This window comes from Humibacter antri (assembly GCF_054777235.1).
In genome coordinates this window covers 20,668-42,164 of sequence record NZ_BAAHAW010000023.1, presented here as the reverse complement: position 1 = coordinate 42,164, position 21,497 = coordinate 20,668, and the positions used below count along the sequence as shown (strand labels likewise).

Sequence of the window (21,497 nt, the reverse complement as noted above, 5' to 3'; positions counted from 1 at the left end):
TCATGCCTCCTTGCCGACGTCGAGCCGCACCATACGCAGGTACACGATCAGAGGGATCGCCAGCAGAACGAGGGAGAGCACGGCGGTCGCCGCGCCGAGGCCGAAGCGGAAGATCGTGAAGCTCTGGATGTAGGTCAGGAACGGAAGCGTCTGAACGTTGTCGGGCGCCGGGATCCCGAACAGCACGTACGGAAGCGTGAAGTTGTTGATGTGGTTGAGCACGGATACGACACACGCCAAGGCCAGCGGACCGCCGATGTTCGGGAAGACGATGGACCACAGCTGTCTTCGCCACGTGACGCCGTCGATCGCGGCCGCTTCGAACACCTGGTGCTCGATGGTCTGCATGCCTGCCAACGTCAAGAGGTAGATGAATGGCCATGACGCCCAGATCTCCACGATCACGAGCGTCCAGAACGCGTTGGGCCCGTTCAGCCACAGGCTCGACTTGATGCCGAAGCTGGAAAGCATGCCGGTCCAGACCCCGCCTGGCTGCATGATCGTGCGCCAGATCGTGGCCACCACGAACGACGGGATCACGTAGGGAACGAGGAACAGCGAGCGCACAGCCGCCCGACCCCGGAACGCGTTATGGGTGACCACCGCGGCCGCGACTCCGAGCGGAATGCTGCACACTGTGGCGATGACCGCGAATCCGATACTGACGGCGAGCGACTGGAAGAACTGGGTCTGCGTGATCACGACGACGTAGTTCTCGAGTGCCACGAACGGTGCCGCGAGCCACTGCCGAATCGTGTACTGGCTCAGGTCGAGCAGCGACATCCAGATCCCGATGGCCAACGGGATGAGGATGATCACCACAAGGAGCACGCCCCCGGGGATCAGCATCCAGAGCGGTCTGTCGCGCTTGGACACGGATCTCCTGCGCTGCCCGGACGGCGAGCCACCCGGCCGGATGGCCGCCGGATGGCTCGCGATGGTCGGCTCGGCCATTACTGAGACTGCAGCGCCTGCGTCGCGGTGTTCTGCAGCGTGTTGAGCCAGCCCTGCAACTGACTCGTGCTGACGGCACCGTTGTTCAGCGAGGGGATGGCCTGCGTCACCACGTTCAGCAGCCCCACCTCCGTTGCGCCCCACGCGCCGGAGAACGGTGTGGTCACCGACTTGGCCCCGGCCTGAAGGAGCGGGGCCAGCGCGGCCTGATTGCTCTCCAGCTTCTTCGACTCCGAAGCCGTCACCGGCAGATCGCCGAAGTTGGTGTAGAGATTGGCCTGCACCTCGTCACTCGTGAGGTACTTGACCAGCGCCAGGTCGAGCGCCTGGTTCTTCGAGTATTTCGCGATGACGAGGTTGTCGCCGGAGATGATGCTCGCCGCGGCGTTCCCGCCCTTCGGGAGCGACGAATAGCCCGGCGGCACCGTCGGCATCACCGCGAACTTGTAGTCGCCCTTCACCGGCGAGGCGTTCAGCGTGTTCTGCGCCGTCGCGGTGGTCCAGTTCAGCATGGCCGCCTTGCCTTCGGCGAATGCCGCCAAGGCTTGGACGTTCGTCCAGCCGACCGAGGCCGGGTCGATCACATGGTCCTGCGTCAACAGGCCGAAGTAGTCCTGATACGCCTTGAGCGTCTTCGGGTCGTTCAGGGTGGCCTTCTTGCCCGAAAGCAGAGGGTTGCCCATCTGCATGTCGTACATCCAGATGTACTTCCACGGGCTGAAGCTGTCTTTGTAGTCCATCGCCATGCCGTAGACACCGTTGCCGGTGAGCTTCTTCGCCTGGGCGATCAGGCCGTCCCACGTCGTGGCCGGTGCGGTGAGGCCCGCCTGCTGGAAGAGCTTGGTGTTGTACACCATCACGAACGGCCGAGACTCGTAAGGGATGCCGACCTGGCTGCTGGAATTCGGCCCGGAGATGCCCAACGATGCCGGAACGAACTTGGCCTTTCCTCCGATCGCGTTCCAGTCGGCGGTGGTCATCGTGACGAAGTTGCCGGTCGAGTACGCCGTCGGGGTGAAGGTCGTACCGATGTCGTAGATATCCGGGCCCTGGCCGGACACGGCCGATGTCTGGATCTTCGTCTGTTCATCGTTTGCGGTTGCGCCCACGTCCCAGACGAGCTTGGCGCCCGTCTGCTTCTGGAAGGCGGCCGCCACCGAGTCGTTGAACTGCTTCTGCTGCTGGGGGTACTGCGTGTTCGCGAGGGTGAAGACCGTGATGGTCTTGCCTTTCCCATTGATGGCGCCACCGCTGCTGCTGGCGGATGGACTGCCGCCGCCTGCGCTGCAACCCGCCAGAGCGAGCCCTGCCACGAGCAGGCCGGCAATCGCGCCGATCGCGCGTCTTCTGTGCATAGGTCGGTCCTCTCCGTTGAGTACTCGATTTGCTGGTAATCGCAAGCTAGATGCGCGACGCACCGACGGCAAGCTGTTGCCTTTCGTTGCCATCAAGTGCAACGCATTCGTGAAGAAGTCGAGCTTCATCCCCGTATCCGTGCCGCAGCAGCCTGCGACAACCTGCGGCAACATGTTGTCGCCGGTTGCCATCCAGGCTTAGATTCAAGACCGAGGTCCAGGTAGACGACCTGAACGGGAGACACGACAACGAGCGCCGAGGAATCCTACAAACGGGTGTCGATCCGAGATGTCGCACGGGAAGCAGGTGTGGCACCTTCCACGGTCTCGCGCGCGCTCTCGATGCCGCAGCGTGTGAACCAGGCGACCCGCCAGCACATCGAACGCATAGCAGCGCAACTCGGATACCAGCGCTCGCGGTCGGAACCACAGGCACATCGCAAGCACGCCGTCGCCGTCGTCGTCTCCGATGTCACCAATCCGTTCTACTTCGGGATCATCAGGGGCACGCAGCATCAGCTCACCGCAGCGGGATGGATACAGCTGCTCGTGGACACCGAGGAGTCGGCCAGTAGCGAGTTGCAAGCGCTCAACGCCATTGCCGGGCGTGTCGACGGTGTGGTGATCTCCGCATCGCGGCTGTCGGATCAGCGGATCGCCGAGATCGCTGAGACCCTTCCGCTCGTCGTGATCAACCGGAAACCAGACGGTGTGCCCTCTGTGCTCATCGACACCCCGGGAGGCATGGAGCAGGCATTGCAGCATCTGGTCTCGCTCGGGCACAGGAGCATCGTCTATGTGGCCGGTCCAGACAGCTCATGGTCGAACGAACGGCGGTACGGCGCCCTGAACACTGCGGCCAAGCGGCTCCGCCTCAACCTGACCAGGATCGGCCCTCACGTGCCGTTCGTCGATTCCGGCGCGGCAGCGGCCGACGCGGCACTGAACACGAACGCCACAGCATGCGTCGCGTTCAACGACCTGCTCGCCATCGGAATGCTCGAGCGGTTCCGGGAACGCGGCGTGCGGGTGCCGCAAGACATGAGCGTCGTCGGCTGTGACGACATCTTCGGCGCGGCATTCTGCCATCCCCCGCTCACCACCCTGACTTCTCCCATCGAGCAGGCCGGGCGAGTGGCGATTCGTTCGCTTCTGCAGCGCATCGAGGCCGGCCCGGCCGCCATCGCCGAGGATTCCGCCGATGCGGCGCTGAGCCATGAGATCGTGCTCGCCACGCACCTCACGGTGCGCGACTCGACGGGTGCGGCTCCCGGCACGGCGCGTGCTTGACGATGCTCACGTACGGGTTGCCGGATGCCGCGTCTCCGCGGTCCGCGCGGCCTACAGGTTGATCATGTGGCCGACGAGGCCGTGGAAGGCATCCTGCATCGATTCGGAGAGCGACGGATGAGGATGAACATTGCGTGCCAGCTCGAGCGCTCCGAGATCCCACTTCTGCGCCAGAGTGAGTTCGGGCAGCAGCTCGGAGACGTCCAATCCGACCAGGTGACCACCGAGTAGTTCGTGGTACTTCTTGTCGGCCACGAGCTTCACGAAGCCGCGGGCGTCGCCGAGCGCATGCGCCTTCGCGTTCGCCAGCATCGGGAACGTCGACACCTCGACGTCGTAGCCCTCGTCGCGCGCCTGCTGCTCGGTGAGGCCGAAGCTCGCCACCTGCGGCTGCATATATGTCGCTCGGGGCATGTTTCGATAGTCGCCGAGCGTCATGGTCTCGGCTCCGCCGATCGTCTCGGCGGCGACGACCCCCTGCGCCTCAGCGACGTGCGCCAACTGCAGCTTGGCGGTGACGTCGCCGATGGCGTAGATGCCTTCAACGTTCGTGCGCATGTACTCGTCGATGGCGATCGCACCGCGATCGGTGAGTTCCACGCCGGTGTTCTCCAGCCCGTAACCGGTGACGTTCGCGGCGAAGCCGACCGAGATGAGCGCCTTGTCGGCCGTGATGCTGCCCTGTGCGCCGTCCGCTCCCGTGTAGGTGACCGTGACCTGGTTGCCATCGTCGACGACGGACTGCACCTTCGTCGAGGTCAGGATCGGCACACCCAGTGCCTTGAAATGCTTCGTGATCTCCTTCGAGACGTCGACGTCTTCGTTCGGGAGCGCACGATCCAGGAATTCCACGACGGTGGCCTGCACGCCGTAGTTCGCCAGCACGTACGCGAACTCCAGACCGATCGCACCGGCGCCGACGATCACCATCGACTTCGGCAGATCGCGGGAGAGGATGAGCTCCTTGTATGTCATCACGTTGTCGCTGAGCTCCACGCCCGGCAACAGACGCACAGTGGATCCGGTCGCGATGATCGCGTTCTCGAACGTGAGCTGCTCGGTACCGCCTTCGGCGAGCGCGACATCCATCGACTTCGGACCGGTGAAGAACCCGTGCCCGTCGAACTGGGTGATCTTGTTCTTGCGCATGAGAAAGTTGACGCCTTTGGCGCGGGCATCCGCCACCTTGCGACTGCGATCCCAGCCGACACCGTAATCGGCGTGGATGTCGCCCGAAATGCCGAACTCCGCGCCTTCACGCGTGACCAGCCCGAGCACCTCGGCGTTGCGGATGAGCGTCTTCGCGGGAACACAGCCGATGTTCAGGCACACCCCGCCCCAGTACTGCTGCTCGACGATGGCCACCTGCAGGCCGAGTTGCGCGGCACGCACAGCGGCAACGTAGCCGCCAGGGCCGGCACCGAGCACGACGACGTCGAAATGGGGCATGAGTCTCCTCAGGGTCGTTCCGGGCAGGTTCGATACGGGATGCTACCCGCTACTCCGCCGCGGCGAGCTGGCCGCAAGCGCCGTCGATCTCCTTGCCGCGCGTGTCGCGGAGCGTGGTCGGAATGCCCGCCGACTCGAGGCGGTGCACGAACTCCGCCGTGACATCAGCCTCGCTCGCGGTCCAGATGGAGCCTGGCGTCGGGTTCAGAGGGATCGGGTTCACGTGCACCCAGCCGCGGCCCCGCTCATTGAGCTTGGCCGCCAGCAGGTCGGCCCGCCAGCCGTGGTCGTTCATGTCTTTGATCAACGCGTACTCGATGGAGACGCGGCGGCCGGTCTTCTCGAAGTAGTAGCGGGCGGCATCCAGCGCCTCGTCGACCTTCCACCGGGAGTTCACCGGGATCAGTTCGTCACGCAGGCCGTCGTCCGGCGCGTGCAGCGACAGCGCGAACGTCAGCGGGATGTCTTCATCGGCCAGCTTGCGGATGGCCGGCACGAGCCCGACCGACGACACGGTGATGCCGCGCGCCGACATTCCGAGGCCGTCGGGCTGCGGGGCCAGCAGCGTGCGCACGGCGCTCATCAGACGCTTGTAGTTCGCCAGCGGCTCCCCCATGCCCATGAACACGATGTTGTGGACTCGTTCCGCTGCGCCCGAAGCCCGGTGCCCGAGCTCGCCCTGAGCGATCGCACGGTTGGCCGCCACCACCTGATCGACGATCTCCGCCGCCGACAGGTTGCGTGTGAGCCCCTGCTGCCCGGTGGCGCAGAACGGGCAGTTCATGCCGCAGCCGGCCTGCGATGAGATGCACAGGGTGATTCGACCCGGGTACCGCATGAGAACCGACTCGACCAGGGCGCCGTCGAACAGACGCCAGAGGAACTTGATCGTGCGTCCGTCGTCGGTGCGGAAGCGCCGGACCTCCGTGAGCAGCGGCGGCAGCAGGCTCGACACGAGTTCCTCGCGACCGGATGCCGGCAGGTCGGTCATGGTCGAGGCATCCGTCGTGCAGTGGGTGAAGTAGTGGGTCGACAGCTGCCTGGCGCGGAAACCGGGCAGGCCGAGTTCCTCGACCCTCGTCTTGCGCTCGGCCGGAGTCAGATCGGCGAGGTGCGTCTCGGGCTGCTTGCGTCGCGGCGAGGCGAACTGCAGCGCCGGCCGGCCGTCTGCGGCGAGCTGCTGCTTCCAGCCCTCGGTCGCCGGACGCACCTGGCGTCGCCCTGCTGCGCGCACGCCTGTGCTCGCGGCCTCGGCCTCCACCTCCGCGGTGCGTCTCTCGGGCAGGGTCGTCTCACTCACCCGGCCATTCTCTCAGGGCGCGGCTGGGCATGCGCCGGTGCCGGGATACCGGGCCGAGCATCCATGTCCTGATAGAGCTGGATGCCATGGCAGACCTTTCGCAGCGCGTGACGCGCGTTATCGAGTCCGACATCACCCTTCCTCGAGCGAAGACCGTGGGCCGCGTCGAGGTGCGGCGCATTCGAATCGAACGGTCTTCACACGACCGACGCCCGGGACGGACGTCGGCGCTGGCGTCGCGGCGGAGGCCGGAAATGGCCTCCGCTCCAGGCTCCAGCGCGCATTCGCACAACGGTCCCGTCTTCGGCACGATTCTGCGCGGCCGTGTGCTGTTCCAGGTCGACGGCGAACCGGAGCGCACTCTGCAGTCGGGCGACGTGTTCTACGAGCCCGAGGGTGCGCGCATACTGCACTTCGACGCGCTCGACGAGGACGTCGAGTTCATCGGCGTCTTTCCGCTCGAGCCCGACCAGGACGCCTCGATGGAGCCGGCCTGATCGCGGTGCCGTCCGCCTGCCGCGCGCCTAGCGAGCGGTGGGCGGCTCCTCGAGATCGGACGCGAGGGCCCCACGGATGTCTGCGACCGTCGCGTCGATCGACTCGTCGGAGCGGAACACGGCACCGAATTCGTCCGGCTGCAGCGGCTCGAGTGTTGCCAGCTGCGAACCGAGCAGGTCGGCGGGCATGTACTCATGCACCCGCACCGCAAGCCGTTGTTGCAGCGTCTCGGGCTGCGGATCGAGGTGGGCGAAGAACGTGTCGGGAGCGTACGACCGTAGCAGGTCGCGGTAACGGCGCCGCAGTGCGCTGCACGCGACGATCACGCCGTCTCCCACCGCGAGACGTTCGCCGATGATCCGCAACCAGGGTTCACGGTCGGCATCCGTCAGTGGGATGCCCGCCCGCATCTTCTCCTTGTTCGCGGCAGGATGCAGGTCGTCGCCGTCGATGAATACTCGGCCCGAGACATCGGCGAGCGCGTTGCCGACCACGCTCTTGCCCGCACCCGACACCCCCATCAGCACGATGGCGGGAAGCTGGACGGGAGGCACGACGCTCATGGCGCCTATTCTTCCGGATGTCCCTCACGTTCTCCCGGGTCGCCCAGACGCCCATCACGTGACGTCACGAACCGCGCCGAGAACAGGCATTCCAATAGAGTGAGAGATCCGGTGCGCGGGATACCACCGGATCACGCACCCACCCCGAGCCCTTCTAGGAGAATTGCCGTGTCCGACGAGTCGAACGCAGAGAAGTCCGTGGCGAACATCGGTGTCGTCGGCCTGGCGGTGATGGGTTCCAACCTCGCCCGCAACCTCGCCAGCCGCGAGGGCAACACGGTGGCGGTGTTCAACCGCACGTACGAGAAGACTCAGACGCTGCTCGACGAGCACCCGGAGGCGGGCTTCCTGCCTGCATCCAGCTACGAGGAATTCGCCGCGACGCTGTCGAAGCCGCGCACGGCGATCATCATGGTGCAGGCCGGCCGCGGAACGGACGCAGTGATCGACGAACTCGTCAAGGTGTTCGAGCCGGGCGACATCATCGTCGACGGCGGGAACGCGCTGTTCACCGACACGATCCGCCGTGAGAAGGCGGTGCGCTCCACCGGTATCAACTTCGTCGGCGCCGGCATCTCCGGCGGTGAGGAGGGCGCACTGCTCGGGCCCTCGATCATGCCGGGCGGCTCGGACGAATCGTGGGTGACGCTCGGCCCGATCCTGCGGTCCATCGCCGCCGTCGCCGAGGGCGAGCCGTGCGTGACGCACGTCGGGCACGACGGCGCCGGGCACTTCGTGAAGATGGTGCACAACGGCATCGAGTACGCCGACATGCAGCTGATCGCCGAAGGCTACGACCTCATCCGCCGCGGCACGGGCAAGTCCCCCGCCGAGATCGCCGACATCTTCGCGCAGTGGAACAAGGGCGAGCTGGAGAGCTACCTCATCGAGATCACGGCCGAGGTGCTGCGACAGGTCGACGCGGAGACGGGGAAGCCGCTCGTCGACGTCATCCTCGACCAGGCCGGCGCAAAGGGCACGGGAGCCTGGACGGTGCAGACGGCGCTCGACCTCGGCATCCCGGTCTCGGGCATCGCCGAGGCGGTGTTCGCCCGCTCGCTGTCGAGCAAGCCGGCGCAGCGGAAGGCGGCCGACGACCTGCCGGGGCCGTCGCAGGCGTGGACGGTCGCCGACCCGGACGCGTTCGTCGAAGACGTGCGCAAGGCGCTCTACGCGTCGAAGATCATCGCCTACTCCCAAGGTTTCGACGAGATCGTCGCCGGAGCGGAACAGTACGGCTGGGACATCAAGAAGGGCGACATCGCCGCCATCTGGCGGGGCGGATGCATCATTCGTGCCCAGTTCCTGAACCGCATCACCGAGGCGTATGCCGACGACTCCGGCCTGGTCGCGCTGCTCACAGCGCCGTACTTCCGCGACGCGCTCGAGCGCACCCAGGAGGCATGGCGGCGCGTGGTCGTCGCGGCGGCGCAAGGCGGCATCCCCTCCCCCGCGTTCAGCTCGAGCCTGGCCTACTACGACGGCCTGCGCGCCGACCGGCTGCCCGCGGCCCTCGTGCAGGGACAGCGCGACTTCTTCGGCGCGCACACCTACAAGCGCGTCGACAAGGAAGGCGTGTTCCACACGCTGTGGTCGGGCGACCGCAGCGAGGTGGCGACGCAGCCGTCTTCGCACTGAGGCCGGAGGTTCGATACGCCGCCCGCGGCTGCTACTCGACCGGGCGGAGAGTGCCTTCGGACGGAGGCATCCGGCACCCGAGTCATCCGGCACCCGAATCAACTCGCACCCGAGTCAACTGGCAGGAGACGCGGCAGCCGCCGGTGGGGTGCGCACGAAGAACGCCACCACGACCGCGCCCAATGAGATGGCCGCGCCGACGAGGAACGCGAGCCCGATCCCGGATGCCGTCGCATCTGTCGTGCTCGATCCCGCGCTGGTCAGCGACGCGGCACGCACCGACATGACGGCCACGAACAGGGCTGTGCCTGCAGCGCCCGCCACCTGCTGGATCGTTCCGATGATCGCGCTTCCGTGCGAGTAGAACCTCTCGGGCACAGCCCCGAGCCCCGCGGTGAAGAGCGGTGTGAACAGGAATGCCAGCCCGACGCTGAGCACGATGTGCGCCGCGAGCAGATACCAGGGCGAGGTGTGCGCTCCGACGAAGGCGAGCATCCAGAGTGCTGCACTCATCAGAACGGCGCCGGGCACCACGAGCCACTTGGCACCGAACCGGTCGTACAACCGGCCGACGATGGGGGCGAGCAATCCCATGATCAGGCCGCCGGGCAGCAGCAGCAGGCCGATGTAGAGCGGATCGAGCCCCAGAACCTGCTGCATGAAGATGGGGAGAAGGATGACCGTGCCCAGCAGCGCCGCCATGCTCACCGCCATCAGCACGACGGCCACCGAGAAGACGGACGAGCCGAACGTGCGCAGATCGAGGAGGGCGCGATCGTGCTTCTGCAGGAAGAGCTGGCGAAGCACGAAGCCGATCAGCGCGACTCCGCCTACGACGAATGCGGCGACCATCGGCATGGAACCGCCCGACGCCGACTGATCCGTTGCGCCGATTCGGCTCAACCCGTAGACGATTCCGCCGAATCCGAAGACCGACAATATGACGGAGAGCACGTCGATGGGCACCTGGCCCGTCGCGGACACGTTGCGCACCCGCCACGCGCCGACCAGCAGCATGACGACCGCGATGGGCAGCACGAACCAGAAGATCCAGCGCCAGGCGAGCGCGCTGAGGATGACGCCGGCGATCGTCGGCCCGATGGCGGGGGCGACCGAGATCACGATCGACACATTGCCCATCGTGCGGCCGCGTTTGGAGGGCGCGACGACCGTCATGATCGTTGTCATCAGGAGCGGCATCATGATCGCGGTTCCGGATGCCTGCACCACCCGGGCTGCAAGCAGCACCCCGAACACGGGAGCCGTTGCCGCGATGAGCGTGCCAGCGCTGAACAGCGTCATGGCGGCGATGAACATCGCTCGCGTGCTGAACCTCTGCAGCAGGATGCCGGTGATCGGGATGACGATGGCGAGCGTGAGCATGAAGGCCGTGGTCAGCCACTGGCCGGCTCTGGCATCCACGTGGAAGTCGCGCATGATGTCGGTGATCGCGACCGACATGATCGTCTCGTTGAGGATGACGACGAAGGTCGCCACGAGCAGGAGCCAGAGCACGCTGTCGCCGGCGCGCCGGCCGTCGCCGCGCGGACCGTCTCGCTGTGAGGTGTCTCGCTGTGAGGTGGCGCGCTGAGTCGTGTCGTCGTCGGGAACGGCCGCAGGTTGTGCAGTCATCGGGACAGCGTAGCGAGACCGGGTGACATCGGCCGTGGACCGGCGACGCGGTGCACCGACGACCGGCTGCTCAGGGAATTCCGATCACCCGACGACGGCCGAGGACGTACTCGATGGCGACCGCGCCGGCTACGGCGATCACGAGCGGGATCATGAGCCCTGTTCCCGATCTCGTGAACTCGAGCACGAGAACGAGCCCGGTGAACGGCGCACGCATGGTGCTCGCGAGGAATGCCGCCGCACCGATCAAGGCGAAAGCGCCGAGGTGCCCGTCCGGCCAGAGCATCAGCCAGAGGCCACCGGTCACCGCTCCGAGGCCGGCGCCGATCGCGATCGACGGAGTGAGCGTTCCGCCCGCTGCGCCCGATCCGATGGTCGATGTCGTGGCATACACCTTGATCAGAGTGAGCAGGGCGAGGATGCCGAGTCCGAGTGTTCCATCGAACGCGGTCTGAGCGAGCGCACGTCCGTTCCCCAACACGGTCGGTGTGTAGGCGGCGAGCAGCCCGACGATCGCGAAGGCGACGGGCATCACGATGAAGATCGTCCACCCCTTCGGACGAAGCGTCTTCGCCCGTTTCACCAGCCACGTGAACCCGGCGCCGGCGAGCCCGATGATCGGCCCGCAGATGATGGACCACACCACGATGGACCAGGTGGTTCCGAAGTCCGGCACCCGGTACCACGGCGTCTGCTGCACGAACGGACTCGCCACGAGTGTCGCCACCCCTGAGGCGACCAGCGCCGGTATGACCGTGCCGATGCTGAGTTCGGACAACAGCACCTCGACGGCGAAGAGCGCGCCTCCCAAAGGCACGTTGTACACGGCGGCGAGTCCGGCGCCCGCGCCGCAGGCGATGATGACCCGTCGCTCGCGCGGACTCAGACGAGCCGCGTCGCTGATCCATTGCGAGATCAGAGCGGCGAGCTCGCGTGGCGCAACCTCGCGGCCGACCGACGCGCCGAGTCCGACCACCACCATCTGCAGCACGGTGTTGAGCACGGTGACCAGCCCGGGCATCCGCTTGCCCTTGACGGCTTCGACGACGGAGCGCACCTTCGGGCCCCAGCGCCGCAGGCTGTACCACCCTGCTGCGCCCACGAAGCCGGCGATCACGAGCGGAAGGAACCGCTGCCACGGTTCGAGGCGGGAGGATGCCGCCAGCAGTGTGCCCTCTTCGTACCCGAAGGCGAGATGCTCTGTAACGTGCAGCACGAGCGTCAGGAAGGCACCGCCGAGTCCCGCACCGATTCCGGCGAGCACGGTCACCACCGACAGCTTCAGCAGCCACCCGCGCGTGGTCGCCCAGAACGGGCTCACCACCGCGTGACCCGTGCTGCGCTCACCACAGCCTCACCTGTGCTGCGTGCCCTCGCGTCTCAGGCAGCACCGTCGAACATCGAGGTGACGGAGCCGTCCTCGAAGACCTCGTGGATCGCTCGCGCCAGCAGCGGAGCGATCGGAAGGATGGTCAACCCGGGGAAGTGCTTCTCCTCCGGCACCGGAATGGTGTCGGTGACGACGACCTCGTCGATCGAGGCATCTTGAAGCCGCTCGGACGCCGGGTGGCTGAACACGGCGTGCGTGGCGGCGACGATGACGCGCTCGGCACCGCTCTCCTTCAGCGCTTGCGCGGCCTTCACGATGGTGCCGCCGGTGTCGATCATGTCATCGACGATCAGGCACACCCGCCCGTTGACACGTCCGACGATCTCGTTCACGGTGACCTGGTTGGCCACGTTGGGGTCGCGGCGCTTGTGGATGATCGCCAGCGGCGCCCCGAGACTGTCCGACCACTGGTCGGCCACTCGCACACGTCCGGTGTCGGGTGAGACGACAGTGAGCTGCTCACGGTCTTCGGGCGACAGGTTCTGCTTGAAGTGATCCAACAGTACCGGCTTGGCGAACAGGTGGTCGACGGGTCCGTCGAAGAAGCCCTGGATCTGCGCGGCGTGCAGGTCGACGCTCATCACCCGGTCGGCGCCCGCGGTCTTCAGCAGATCGGCGACGAGCCTGGCGCTGATCGGCTCGCGACCGCGACCCTTCTTGTCTTGTCTCGAGTACGGGTAGTAGGGCGCCACTACCGTGATGCGCTTGGCGGATGCCCGCTTGGCGGCATCCAGCATGATCAGGAGCTCCATGAGCCACTCGTTCACAGGCGGCCCGAACGACTGGATGAGGAAGACGTCGCAACCCCGGATCGACACCTCGAACCGGGTCAGGATCTCCCCCGAGGCGAACGTGCGGTACTCGGTGGGAACCAGTTCTGTTCCGAGCGCGACCGCCACGTCGTGCGCGAGCTTGCGGTGCGACCTGCCCGATGCCACGACGAGACGCTTCTTCGTCTTGGCGACGATGCCTGGCGCTATTCCGCGTTCCCGGTCGAGATCAACCGTCTTGTCTTTGCGACCCATCGTCCGCTTCCTGTGCGGATCGAGCACTCTGCGCCACCTCCGCGGCGGCCGTGCCCGATCGGTTCCTCTCGACCCACCCCTCGATGTTGCGCTGAGGGGCGACGCTCAAGGCCAGTGCTCCGGCCGGGACATCCTTACGGACGACGGCCCCCGCACCGGTCTTCGCGCCGTCTCCGATCCTAACGGGCGCCACGAACACGTTGTGAGCACCGGTGTGCACGTGGTCGCCGAACTCGGTGTGATGCTTGAGGATGTCGTCGTAGTTCGCCGTGATGGTCCCCGCGCCGAGGTTCACCCCGCTGCCCACAGTCGCGTCGCCGACATAGCTGAGGTGCGGCACCTTGCTGCCGGCACCGATCCGCGTGTTCTTCGTCTCGACGAAGGTGCCGATCTTGCCGTTCTCATCGAGCACGGTGCCCGGCCGCAGATAGGCGAAGGGACCGACGGATGCCCGTTCTCCGATCACCGCAAGCGTCGCGTCCGCGCGCTTCACAGTCGCCCCTTCGCCGACCTCGCAGTCCACGAGTGTCGTGTCCGGTCCGACGACGGCACCGCTGGCCACGGTCGTCGCGCCCTTGAGCTGGGTTCCCGGCAGAATGGTGACGTCGTTCTCGAGCTTCACCTTCAGGTCGATCCACGTCGTCGCCGGGTCTTGCACGGTCACGCCGTTCAGCTGCCATCCGCGCACGATCAGCGCGTTCAGGCGCGCCGCAGCCTCGCTCAGCTGGGCGCGGTCGTTGATGCCCTCGGCCTTCCACGACTCGTCGACTGGCACGGCCTCCACCTCGCTGCCGGCGGTGCGCAGCAACTCGATCACGTCGGTGAGGTACTTCTCGCCCTGCGCGTTGTCGGTGCTGAGGTTCGCCAGTTGATCGCGTAGCGCGTTCAGCCCGAACACGTAGATGCCCGCGTTGATCTCGCCGATCGCGTGCTCCTCGGGCGTGGCATCCTTGTGCTCCACGATGCGGTCGAGCGAGCCGCCGCCCGTGCGCACGATGCGGCCGTAGCCGGCGGCATCCGGAACGATGCTGCTGAGCACCGTGGCGCCTGCGCCGCTCGTACGGTGGCGGGCGACGAGGTCGTGAAGGGTGTCGGCATCCAGGAGCGGAACGTCGCCGTTCAGCACCAGCACCTCACCGGAGAAGTCGGCAGGAAGGGCTGCGATCGCCTGCTCCACGGCACGGCCGGTGCCCGGGGTCTCGTCCTGGTCGACGATGACGGCGGAGGGCAGGTCGGCGGAGATCACCCCGGCGATGCGGTCGCGCTCGTGCCGAACCACGGCGAGCACCACGGCCGGGTCGAGAGCGCCCGCGGTGGCGAGCACGTGGCTGACGATGGGCACCCCTGCCAGTTCGTGCAGCAGTTTCGGCGTCGCGGACTTCATGCGCGTGCCCTGCCCTGCGGCGAGCACGATGATGGCGAGGTTCGGATCAGTCACCGTACAAGTATTCCCGACTCCGCTCCGCGGCTCTGCGTACCGGGCTCCGCCACGCTGTATACCGGGCGGGATCCGCCACGCTGCGGCGCGGCGGGCAACCGACACCCTCACGAGTACAGGCAAATCACGCGGCAACAGGCAGATCTTGCCTGTTGCCGCGCGGTAAGCGGTTCCCTGCCTGTTTTCGGGTCAGGGGTGGCGGTGGCCGTGCGGCAACACGAGTAGGGCTGGTCGTGCCGGCCGAGCTGGATGCGGCAGAGACGGAGAAGAGGGGCTCGCGAGCTCCGCCGCCAGGACTCGAACCTAGACTTAACAGCTCCAAAGGCTGTCGTGCTGCCATTACACCACGGCGGATCGCGACCTCCAGTCTGCCAGAGACGTGGGGTTCCGCAGGCCGCGACGGCTCATCCTGCCGCCTTGCGCACGAGCTCGGCGATACGCTGCTCCACCTCGGGCGTCAGCTCGTTCAGCGCGTAGTAGATCGGCCACATGTCGCCGTCGTCGAGCTTCGCCTTGTCGCTGAAGCCGAGCGTGGAGAACCGCGCTTTGAACTTGCTCGCCGGCTGGAAGAAGCAGATCGTGTCCTTGCCGATCGCATACGCCGGCATGCCGTACCAGGTCTTCAGGATGAGCTCCGGCGCCGCCTCGGTGATGATCTCATGCACCCTGGTCGCGACCGATCGGTCGGGCTCGGGCATCGCGGCGATCTTCTCCAGCAGGTCGCGCTCGCCGTCCTCCTGGGTCGCCTTACCGCCCCGGCGGGCGCTGGTCTTCAGCTCCTCGGCGTACTCCTTCATCGCCGCGCGCTCCTCCGCGCTGAACTGCGGTTTCGACGATGTCTTCGTGGTCGTCGTCTTCTGTGTGGCCATGTCGCCTACGCTCCTCGATGCACCTGTTTCCGGTCCTCTTGGGAACCGCGGATGCCCTCATGCTAGGCAGCGACGGTCGGCACGGGCTTCTCCGAAACTGCCCGATGCACGACGGGCCGCGAACTCGTGGACCCGAGATGTCGTTGCGCCGGCGAACAGCGGCATCGCGCGTCCACGATTTCGGTGGGTGTCACGTTCGGGACGCGGCTCAGCGTGCGATGGCCGGCATCCGTGCGCTCGATAATGGAGAGATGGCGGAGAACGCTGACGAGGTCGACCGGATCGTGGATGCCTGGGAGCGTGAGCGCCCTGATCTCGACTTCGCTCCGCTTCAAGTGCTGTCTCGTGTGGATCGACTCTCGAAACACCTGGATCGTGCCCGCCGTGGCACCTTCGGCCGTTCCGAGCTGCAGCTGTGGGAGTTCGACGTGCTCTCCGCTCTGCGTAGAGCCGGTTCGCCGTACCAGCTGAGCCCGAAATCGCTACTGACCCAGACGCTGGTCTCGTCGGGCACCATGACGAACCGCATCGACCGACTCGTCGAGCGCGGTCTCGTGGAGAGGCAGACCGACCCGCATGACGGCCGCGGCATTCTCGTGCGGATGTCGCCGCAGGGATTGACGAGGGTGGATGCCGCCATCACCCGGCTCGTGGACGCCGAGGCGGAGCTGCTGCGAACGCTGCCGGCGAACGAGCAGACGCGGTTGGCCGGTCTGCTGCGCAAGCTCAGCCTCGACTTCGATTGATGCCGACGCGGGTGATCGCCGCCACCTGTTCCGTCGATCGCTTCGCACCGCCGCTCGTGAAGCGCGCCGTCACACGGCCGCCGACACAGCCTGCGACGACGCGGTTCACACGACTCCCCAAGTCGGCGCGGATAACGTCGGATGCATGACCGCCGTGGAACCACAGCACGTCGCGCGCCCGTTGCTCAGCCCTCGCACGCTGGAGCTGCTCGAACGCGCCGACAGCGGGACGCTCTCCGACCTCACCGCCCTGCGCGATGAGATCACCCGGTTCCTGATGCGGTACAAGTTCGGCGTCTCGGAGGTGGAGACCAAGCTCGACATCCTGCGCGAGGAGTTCAACCTCACCGCCGGCTACAACCCGATCGAGAGCATCTCGTGTCGGGTCAAGACGATGGAGGGCGTACTGGAGAAGGCCGCCCGCAAGGGCGTCGACTTCGACCTCGACTCCATTCGCGATGGCCTCTCCGACATCGCGGGTGTGCGTGTGATCTGCAGCTTCGTCAGCGACGTGTACCGCATCGTCGAGCTGCTGACCTCGCAGGACGACATCACCGTGCTCGAGGTGAAGGACTACATCGCCCATCCGAAACCGAACGGGTACCGCAGCCTGCACGTCATCCTCGAAGTGCCCGTGTTCCTCTCCGGCGGGCCCGAGCAGGTGCGCGTGGAGGTGCAGTTCCGCACCATCGCGATGGACTTCTGGGCCAGCCTCGAACACAAGACCTACTACAAGTACGACGCGCAGGTGCCTCAGCAGCTGATCGACGGACTCACCGAGGCGGCCGAGACCGCCGCACATCTCGACGCGACGATGGAGCGGCTGCACCTTCAGGTGCGCGGCTATCAGCCGCCGGGGCCTGCCGTCGCGATCTGACCGCTTTCCCCTCCGACCTGGTCCTCCTCAGGCGACGGCTCCTGTTCGGCGACGGTCGCGTGAGGCGAGCGCGAGCACCTCGAGCAGTTCAGCGGTCTCGGGCCAGCCGATGCAGGCATCCGTGACGCTCTGCCCGTAGACGAGCCCCTCACGTCCCGCCTCGGTGAGCGGCTGCTTGCCGGGTACGAGGAAGCTCTCCGCCATGACGCCGGCGATCGTGTCGCCGGTGCGAACCTGGTCGGCGAGCTCGCGCAGCACGGATGCCTGCCGCACATGGCTCTTGCCGCTGTTGCCGTGACTGGCGTCGACGACCACGCGCGGCGTGTGCCCGGCCCCTGCGAGCAGGGCTGCGGCATGCTCCACGCTCTGCCTGTCGTAGTTGGGGGCGCCGCGGCCGCCGCGCAGGATGACGTGTCCCGCGTCGTTGCCACTCGTGGACACGAGGGCGGCACGCCCGTCGTCGTCGACCCCGAAGAACACGTGCCGCTGGGCGGCGACCGTGCATCCGTCGACCGCGACCTGGACGTCGCCGTCGGTCGCGTTCTTGAAACCGATCGGCATGGAGAGGCCGCTGGCGAGCTGCCGGTGGATCTGGCTTTCGGTCGTGCGGGCGCCGATGGCTCCCCAGCTGACGGCATCCGCGATGTATTGCGGGCTCGTGGGCTCCAGGAACTCGCAGCCGACGGGCAGCCCGAGTTCGAGGATGTCGATGAGCAGCCGCCGTGCCATGCGCAGCCCGTCGGCGACACGGTGCGTGCCGTCGAGGTGGGGGTCGTTGATGAGGCCCTTCCAGCCGCCGGTCGACCGCGGCTTCTCGAAGTAGACGCGCATGACGACGACGAGGTCGTCGCGGTGCTCGCGGGCGACGGACGCGAGCCGGCGCGCGTAGTCGATAGCGGCATCGGGGTCGTGCACAGAGCACGGGCCGACGACTGCGAGCAGCCGCGGATCATCGCCGCGCAGCACGGCCTCGATCTCGCGACGGCTCCGTGCGACGAGGGCCGCGGCATCCGCACTCAGCGGCGCCTCGGCGCGAACCTCAGCGGGTGTGGGCAACGGTTCCAGTGCGGCGACCCTCGTGTTCGAGGTGCTCGGTGCGGACTCCGGCGCGGCGGTGTGCGTCTGCGTCGGAGCAATGTGCGTCTGCGTCGGAGCAATGTGCGTCTGCGTCGTGACCGCCGCCGGCGGCTCGTGTCCGTCGGGCTCGTGCCTGTCGGGCTCGTGCCTGTCGGGCTCGTGCCTGTCGACCGTCGGAGGTGCTGTCGATACTGGCGGATTCATGGCTGGTCCTCCCGGTTCTCAGCGAGAGGCCCCTGCCAGGCCAACTCGCCGGTTAAGACGAAAGGCAGGATCCTGAAGGATCCTGCCCGTTGGCTCTGGAGAAGTGTGCTGGTCAGTGCATTCCGACCGTCGGCTCCTCCAGAGCCAACGCGAAATACGCATACCAGCGGGTTCTCATGCCGGTCACCGTATCACCCCCGGCCGCGGTATACCAATCGCGGCCGGGCGCGTGTGACGCTGCGAGGTGGTTGGGTCGCCACGTGGACCGAAGCCCGGAAATCATGGCCCGAAGTGTCGCTATTCCTCGCTGAAGCGACAGTTCGGGCCGCCAAGTCGACCGTCTAGGCGACGGGAGGCGGATGAGGTGAACGGATGCGTGGTGCGAACGCCGACGCGACGCTGGCTCCCGAGACGCCGCACGCCCCCGCCGTGCCGCTGGCCCCTGACGTGCCGCTGGCGGCCGGCTGGGCCGCTCGCGGACGTGGAAGCGCCGCGCTGAACCGCAGAAGGCTAGGCCGCCTCGGGTTTTGCGTGCGGATCGAGACGATTCAGCGTCGCGACGACCTCGTCGTACTCGCCGCGCGCCTCCGCGTTGCGCAGGAACTCGACGTTCCGCACCAGGACCTCACGGGCATCCGGCTGCGATTCGATGAGCTGCATCACCTCGGCGACGTATGCGTCGAGCGGCATGGCGAACTCGCTCGTCTCCTGCCCCGGCATCAGCGCCGTGCGCACGGCCGGAGGCACCAGTTCCATGATCTGCACGCTGGTGTCGGCCAGCTGCAGCCTGATGCCCTCGCTGAGACTGTGGATCGCCGCCTTGGTGGCGTTGTAGGTCGGTGTGGCCATGAGGGGCACGAACGCGAGGCCCGACGAGACGGTCATGATGACGGCATCCGGCCTGGTCTGCAGGTGTTCGACGAAGGCCCCGATCAGCCGGATCGGCCCGAGCAGGTTCGTCGTGACCGTAGCCTCCGCGGTAGCGAGGAGGGCTGCGGGCGAGTGCCAGTCCTCGGTGCGCATGATGCCCGCCATCATGACGAGAACGTTCAGGTCGGGGTGCGCGCTCAGGACCTGATCGGCGGCTGCCAGGATGCTCTGGGGGTCGGCGGTGTCCAGTTGGACGGTGTCGATTCCGGGATGCTCCGCACGGATGCGCTCCAGCAGCTCGACTCTGCGGCCGCCGACGATGACCGCGTTGCCGCGCTCGTGCAGGGCGAGCGCGAGCGCGAGCCCGATGCCGCTGGTCGCGCCGGGGATGAAGACGGTGTTCCCTGAGATGTTCATGGCTCCAGCGTGCGGTTGTGACGCCCCGGGCGGCAGAGAGCGGTTATCGGGGGATCCCCGATCCCTGGTTGCCCGTGCGCACCGCCGAGCAAGATGGACGCATGGATGCCGCAGCACTCGCCGAATTCCTCCGCCGCCGTCGCGGTGAGCTGACGCCTGGCGACGTCGGCCTCCCGCTCGGTCCCAGGAGGCGCACGCCCGGGCTTCGCCGCGAGGAGGTCGCTCAGCTGGCCGCGATGTCGGTGGACTACTACACCCGCCTCGAGCAGCATCGCGGGCCGCAGCCGAGCGAGCAGATCCTGGCATCCCTGACCCGTGCGCTGCGACTCAGCCGCGACGAACGGGACTACCTGTACCGCCTGTCGGGGCACGGCATCCCGGATCAGATCTCCACCGGAGCTCGCGTTGCTCCGGCGCTGCTGCGGGTACTCGATCGGCTCGACGACTCCCCCGCACTCGTCATCTCCGCCGTGGGCGAGACGCTGGCGCAGAACCGCATGGCCGATGCCCTCTTCGGCGATCGCAGCGCGCTCACCGGCTGGGAGCGCAGCGACGTGTTCCGGTGGTTCGCGCATCCGGAGACGGAGCGGATGCTCTACCCCGCCGATGACCGGGACCGGCAGAGCCGTGCTCTGGTCGCCAACCTGCGAGCGGCGTACGGCGCGATGGGCACGCGATCGAGGGCGGGCGAGCTCGTGCGGGAGTTGCAGCGGATGAGCGACGAGTTCGCCGAACTGTGGGACCGCCACGAGGTCGCGAAGCGATTCGAGGACCGCAAGGTACTGGTGCATCCCGAGGTGGGTGCGATCGAGCTGGACTGCCAGGTGCTCTTCACCGAAGACCAGGGGCAGGCACTGCTCGTGCTCACGGCGTCGGGTGCCGAAGCCGAGGAGAAGCTGCGACTGCTCTCCGTGCTGGGAACCCAGGCGTTCGCCACGGCGTCCCCGCCCTCGGGCGACCCGGGCACGCCGTTCGAGTGATCGGATGTGCGACCCCGCGGGGTCGGCACTACTCCGCCGATGAAGCCGTCGCGTCGCGCTCCCTCTGACCGGCTGCTGGTCGGCGCGTGCGTGGACCGGATGCGCAAACGCCGCGTGACGATGACGGCCGACGCCGCGGCCACCGACCGCGCGACAGTGCACGGCGAGCGACAATAGGGGGCGTGAGCGAGGGCGAGGAGACGAACACCGGCATCCGCACGATCGGCGTCGTCGGTGCAGGCAAGCTCGGCACCGTGCTGGCACGGCTCGCCGTGGCTGCCGGATACGACGTGCTGGTAGCCGGTTCCGGCGACCCGTCGAAGATCACCCTCATCGTCGACGTTCTCGTGCCGGGCGCACGTGCCGCCAGTGCGGCGGAGGCTGCGGAACGAGCGGATGCCGTCATCCTGGCCCTGCCGCTGGGCAAGCACGAGTCGCTGCCGGTCGAGGCCTTGAACGGCAAGCTCGTCATCGACGCCATGAACTACTGGTGGGAGGTCGACGGCATCCGCGACGACCTCAACGATCCGCTCACCTCGACGAGCGAGATCGTGCAGCGGTTCATGCCCGGCTCGCGGGTGGTGAAGGCGTTCAACCATATGGGCTACCACGACCTCGAGGAGGAGACGCGCCCCCGCGGCGCAGAGGGACGCAAGGCGATCGCCGTCGCCGGCGACCGCGAGGAGGACGTCTCCGCCGTCGTCGCGATCGTCGACGCCCTCGGGTTCGACGCCGTCGTGGCGGGGCCGCTCGCCGAGGGCATCCGCATGGAGCCCAACACCGAGCTCTTCGGAGCGGATGTCGACGCCGACCAGGTGCGCTACCTGCTCTCGACCTTCCCCGACTCGGCCAGAGGGCGCGTCGTCGCCAGGGCACGGGCGGAACGAGCCGCGTAGCCTGATCGTAATCTGAGAGCCTTCACAGG

General features: G+C 67.1%; 19 protein-coding genes and 1 tRNA gene. 7 read left to right on the top strand and 13 right to left on the bottom strand.

The window, feature by feature from the left end:
- Positions 1-876 carry a carbohydrate ABC transporter permease gene (locus ACYVDK_RS10935; RefSeq protein WP_460521587.1) on the bottom strand — a complete coding sequence of 292 codons (876 nt, stop codon included), beginning with the start codon at positions 874-876 and terminating at the stop codon, positions 1-3.
- A 77-nt stretch (positions 877-953) separates the two neighbouring features.
- The gene (locus ACYVDK_RS10930) at positions 954-2,309 is read right to left on the bottom strand and encodes an ABC transporter substrate-binding protein (RefSeq protein WP_460521585.1); all 1,356 of its coding nucleotides are present in this window, start codon (positions 2,307-2,309) and stop codon (positions 954-956) included.
- 276 nt (positions 2,310-2,585) lie between these two features.
- Between ACYVDK_RS10930 and ACYVDK_RS10925 the strand changes: the two genes are divergently transcribed.
- Entirely contained in the window at positions 2,586-3,599 is a 1,014-nt protein-coding gene (locus ACYVDK_RS10925) for a LacI family DNA-binding transcriptional regulator (protein ID WP_460521583.1), read from the top strand.
- 51 nt (positions 3,600-3,650) lie between these two features.
- On the opposite strand, the gene lpdA is transcribed toward ACYVDK_RS10925, so the two are convergent.
- Positions 3,651-5,048: a dihydrolipoyl dehydrogenase family protein gene (lpdA, locus tag ACYVDK_RS10920; RefSeq protein WP_460521581.1), complete on the bottom strand. Its 1,398-nt coding sequence runs from the start codon at positions 5,046-5,048 to the stop codon at positions 3,651-3,653.
- Between the two features lie 49 nt (positions 5,049-5,097).
- Positions 5,098-6,309: a dual-specificity RNA methyltransferase RlmN gene (rlmN, locus tag ACYVDK_RS10915; RefSeq protein ID WP_460521799.1), complete on the bottom strand. Its 1,212-nt coding sequence runs from the start codon at positions 6,307-6,309 to the stop codon at positions 5,098-5,100.
- 293 nt (positions 6,310-6,602) lie between these two features.
- Between rlmN and ACYVDK_RS10910 the strand changes: the two genes are divergently transcribed.
- The gene (locus tag ACYVDK_RS10910) at positions 6,603-6,845 is read left to right on the top strand and encodes a cupin domain-containing protein (protein ID WP_460521579.1); all 243 of its coding nucleotides are present in this window, start codon (positions 6,603-6,605) and stop codon (positions 6,843-6,845) included.
- A 27-nt stretch (positions 6,846-6,872) separates the two neighbouring features.
- Here the strand turns inward: ACYVDK_RS10910 and ACYVDK_RS10905 are convergent, their stop codons facing one another.
- On the bottom strand, positions 6,873-7,409 hold the full coding sequence (locus ACYVDK_RS10905; RefSeq protein WP_460521577.1) for a gluconokinase: 537 nt from the start codon (positions 7,407-7,409) through the stop codon (positions 6,873-6,875).
- A gap of 168 nt (positions 7,410-7,577) precedes the next feature.
- On the opposite strand from ACYVDK_RS10905, the gene gndA reads away from it, so the two are divergent.
- Complete coding sequence (gndA, locus tag ACYVDK_RS10900) at positions 7,578-9,047, top strand: NADP(+)-dependent, decarboxylating phosphogluconate dehydrogenase (RefSeq protein ID WP_460521576.1); 1,470 nt, start codon at positions 7,578-7,580, stop codon at positions 9,045-9,047.
- A 114-nt stretch (positions 9,048-9,161) separates the two neighbouring features.
- Here the strand turns inward: gndA and ACYVDK_RS10895 are convergent, their stop codons facing one another.
- The 6 genes from ACYVDK_RS10895 to ACYVDK_RS10870 form a co-directional block, all read right to left on the bottom strand.
- Positions 9,162-10,679 (bottom strand): MFS transporter, encoded by a 1,518-nt coding sequence (locus tag ACYVDK_RS10895; protein ID WP_460521574.1) that lies wholly within the window; start codon positions 10,677-10,679, stop codon positions 9,162-9,164.
- Between the two features lie 70 nt (positions 10,680-10,749).
- On the bottom strand, positions 10,750-12,003 hold the full coding sequence (locus tag ACYVDK_RS10890; protein ID WP_460521572.1) for a chloride channel protein: 1,254 nt from the start codon (positions 12,001-12,003) through the stop codon (positions 10,750-10,752).
- Between the two features lie 56 nt (positions 12,004-12,059).
- Positions 12,060-13,094, bottom strand: a complete 1,035-nt coding sequence (locus tag ACYVDK_RS10885) for a ribose-phosphate pyrophosphokinase (protein ID WP_460521570.1) — start codon at positions 13,092-13,094, stop codon at positions 12,060-12,062.
- Positions 13,069-14,532: a bifunctional UDP-N-acetylglucosamine diphosphorylase/glucosamine-1-phosphate N-acetyltransferase GlmU gene (gene glmU, locus ACYVDK_RS10880; RefSeq protein ID WP_460521568.1), complete on the bottom strand. Its 1,464-nt coding sequence runs from the start codon at positions 14,530-14,532 to the stop codon at positions 13,069-13,071. The genes ACYVDK_RS10885 and glmU overlap by 26 nt, the downstream gene beginning before the upstream one ends.
- A 282-nt stretch (positions 14,533-14,814) precedes the next feature.
- Positions 14,815-14,886: transfer RNA gene (locus ACYVDK_RS10875), tRNA-Gln, on the bottom strand.
- A 50-nt stretch (positions 14,887-14,936) separates the two neighbouring features.
- Positions 14,937-15,401 (bottom strand): iron chaperone, encoded by a 465-nt coding sequence (locus ACYVDK_RS10870; RefSeq protein ID WP_460521566.1) that lies wholly within the window; start codon positions 15,399-15,401, stop codon positions 14,937-14,939.
- Between the two features lie 251 nt (positions 15,402-15,652).
- On the opposite strand from ACYVDK_RS10870, the gene ACYVDK_RS10865 reads away from it, so the two are divergent.
- On the top strand, positions 15,653-16,147 hold the full coding sequence (locus ACYVDK_RS10865; RefSeq protein ID WP_460521564.1) for a MarR family winged helix-turn-helix transcriptional regulator: 495 nt from the start codon (positions 15,653-15,655) through the stop codon (positions 16,145-16,147).
- Positions 16,148-16,292: 145 nt separating this feature from the next.
- Positions 16,293-17,024 (top strand): GTP pyrophosphokinase, encoded by a 732-nt coding sequence (locus tag ACYVDK_RS10860; RefSeq protein WP_460521562.1) that lies wholly within the window; start codon positions 16,293-16,295, stop codon positions 17,022-17,024.
- Positions 17,025-17,051: 27 nt separating this feature from the next.
- On the opposite strand, the gene ACYVDK_RS10855 is transcribed toward ACYVDK_RS10860, so the two are convergent.
- A complete protein-coding gene (locus ACYVDK_RS10855) occupies positions 17,052-18,305 on the bottom strand; it encodes a 3-deoxy-7-phosphoheptulonate synthase (protein ID WP_460521560.1) in 1,254 nt (417 codons plus the stop codon).
- Between the two features lie 510 nt (positions 18,306-18,815).
- Positions 18,816-19,592: an SDR family oxidoreductase gene (locus tag ACYVDK_RS10850; protein WP_460521558.1), complete on the bottom strand. Its 777-nt coding sequence runs from the start codon at positions 19,590-19,592 to the stop codon at positions 18,816-18,818.
- A 101-nt stretch (positions 19,593-19,693) separates the two neighbouring features.
- On the opposite strand from ACYVDK_RS10850, the gene ACYVDK_RS10845 reads away from it, so the two are divergent.
- Together ACYVDK_RS10845 and ACYVDK_RS10840 are read left to right on the top strand one after the other, a co-directional pair.
- Positions 19,694-20,572, top strand: coding sequence for a helix-turn-helix transcriptional regulator (locus ACYVDK_RS10845; protein WP_460521556.1), 879 nt, complete (start codon positions 19,694-19,696; stop codon positions 20,570-20,572).
- 182 nt (positions 20,573-20,754) lie between these two features.
- Positions 20,755-21,468, top strand: a complete 714-nt coding sequence (locus tag ACYVDK_RS10840; RefSeq protein ID WP_460521554.1) for an NADPH-dependent F420 reductase — start codon at positions 20,755-20,757, stop codon at positions 21,466-21,468.
- Positions 21,469-21,497: the final 29 nt, after the last annotated feature.

Coding starts and splice junctions, on each gene's coding strand:
- ACYVDK_RS10895 (WP_460521574.1), bottom strand. CDS start 10,679: ATGACTGCACAACCTGCGGCCGTTCCCGACGACGACACGACTCAGCGC.
- ACYVDK_RS10930 (WP_460521585.1), bottom strand. CDS start 2,309: ATGCACAGAAGACGCGCGATCGGCGCGATTGCCGGCCTGCTCGTGGCA.
- ACYVDK_RS10855 (WP_460521560.1), bottom strand. CDS start 18,305: ATGAATCCGCCAGTATCGACAGCACCTCCGACGGTCGACAGGCACGAG.
- ACYVDK_RS10865 (WP_460521564.1), top strand. CDS start 15,653: ATGGCGGAGAACGCTGACGAGGTCGACCGGATCGTGGATGCCTGGGAG.
- ACYVDK_RS10850 (WP_460521558.1), bottom strand. CDS start 19,592: ATGAACATCTCAGGGAACACCGTCTTCATCCCCGGCGCGACCAGCGGC.
- ACYVDK_RS10905 (WP_460521577.1), bottom strand. CDS start 7,409: ATGAGCGTCGTGCCTCCCGTCCAGCTTCCCGCCATCGTGCTGATGGGG.
- ACYVDK_RS10845 (WP_460521556.1), top strand. CDS start 19,694: ATGGATGCCGCAGCACTCGCCGAATTCCTCCGCCGCCGTCGCGGTGAG.
- lpdA (WP_460521581.1), bottom strand. CDS start 5,048: ATGCCCCATTTCGACGTCGTCGTGCTCGGTGCCGGCCCTGGCGGCTAC.
- ACYVDK_RS10860 (WP_460521562.1), top strand. CDS start 16,293: ATGACCGCCGTGGAACCACAGCACGTCGCGCGCCCGTTGCTCAGCCCT.
- ACYVDK_RS10870 (WP_460521566.1), bottom strand. CDS start 15,401: ATGGCCACACAGAAGACGACGACCACGAAGACATCGTCGAAACCGCAG.
- ACYVDK_RS10885 (WP_460521570.1), bottom strand. CDS start 13,094: ATGGGTCGCAAAGACAAGACGGTTGATCTCGACCGGGAACGCGGAATA.
- ACYVDK_RS10910 (WP_460521579.1), top strand. CDS start 6,603: ATGGCCTCCGCTCCAGGCTCCAGCGCGCATTCGCACAACGGTCCCGTC.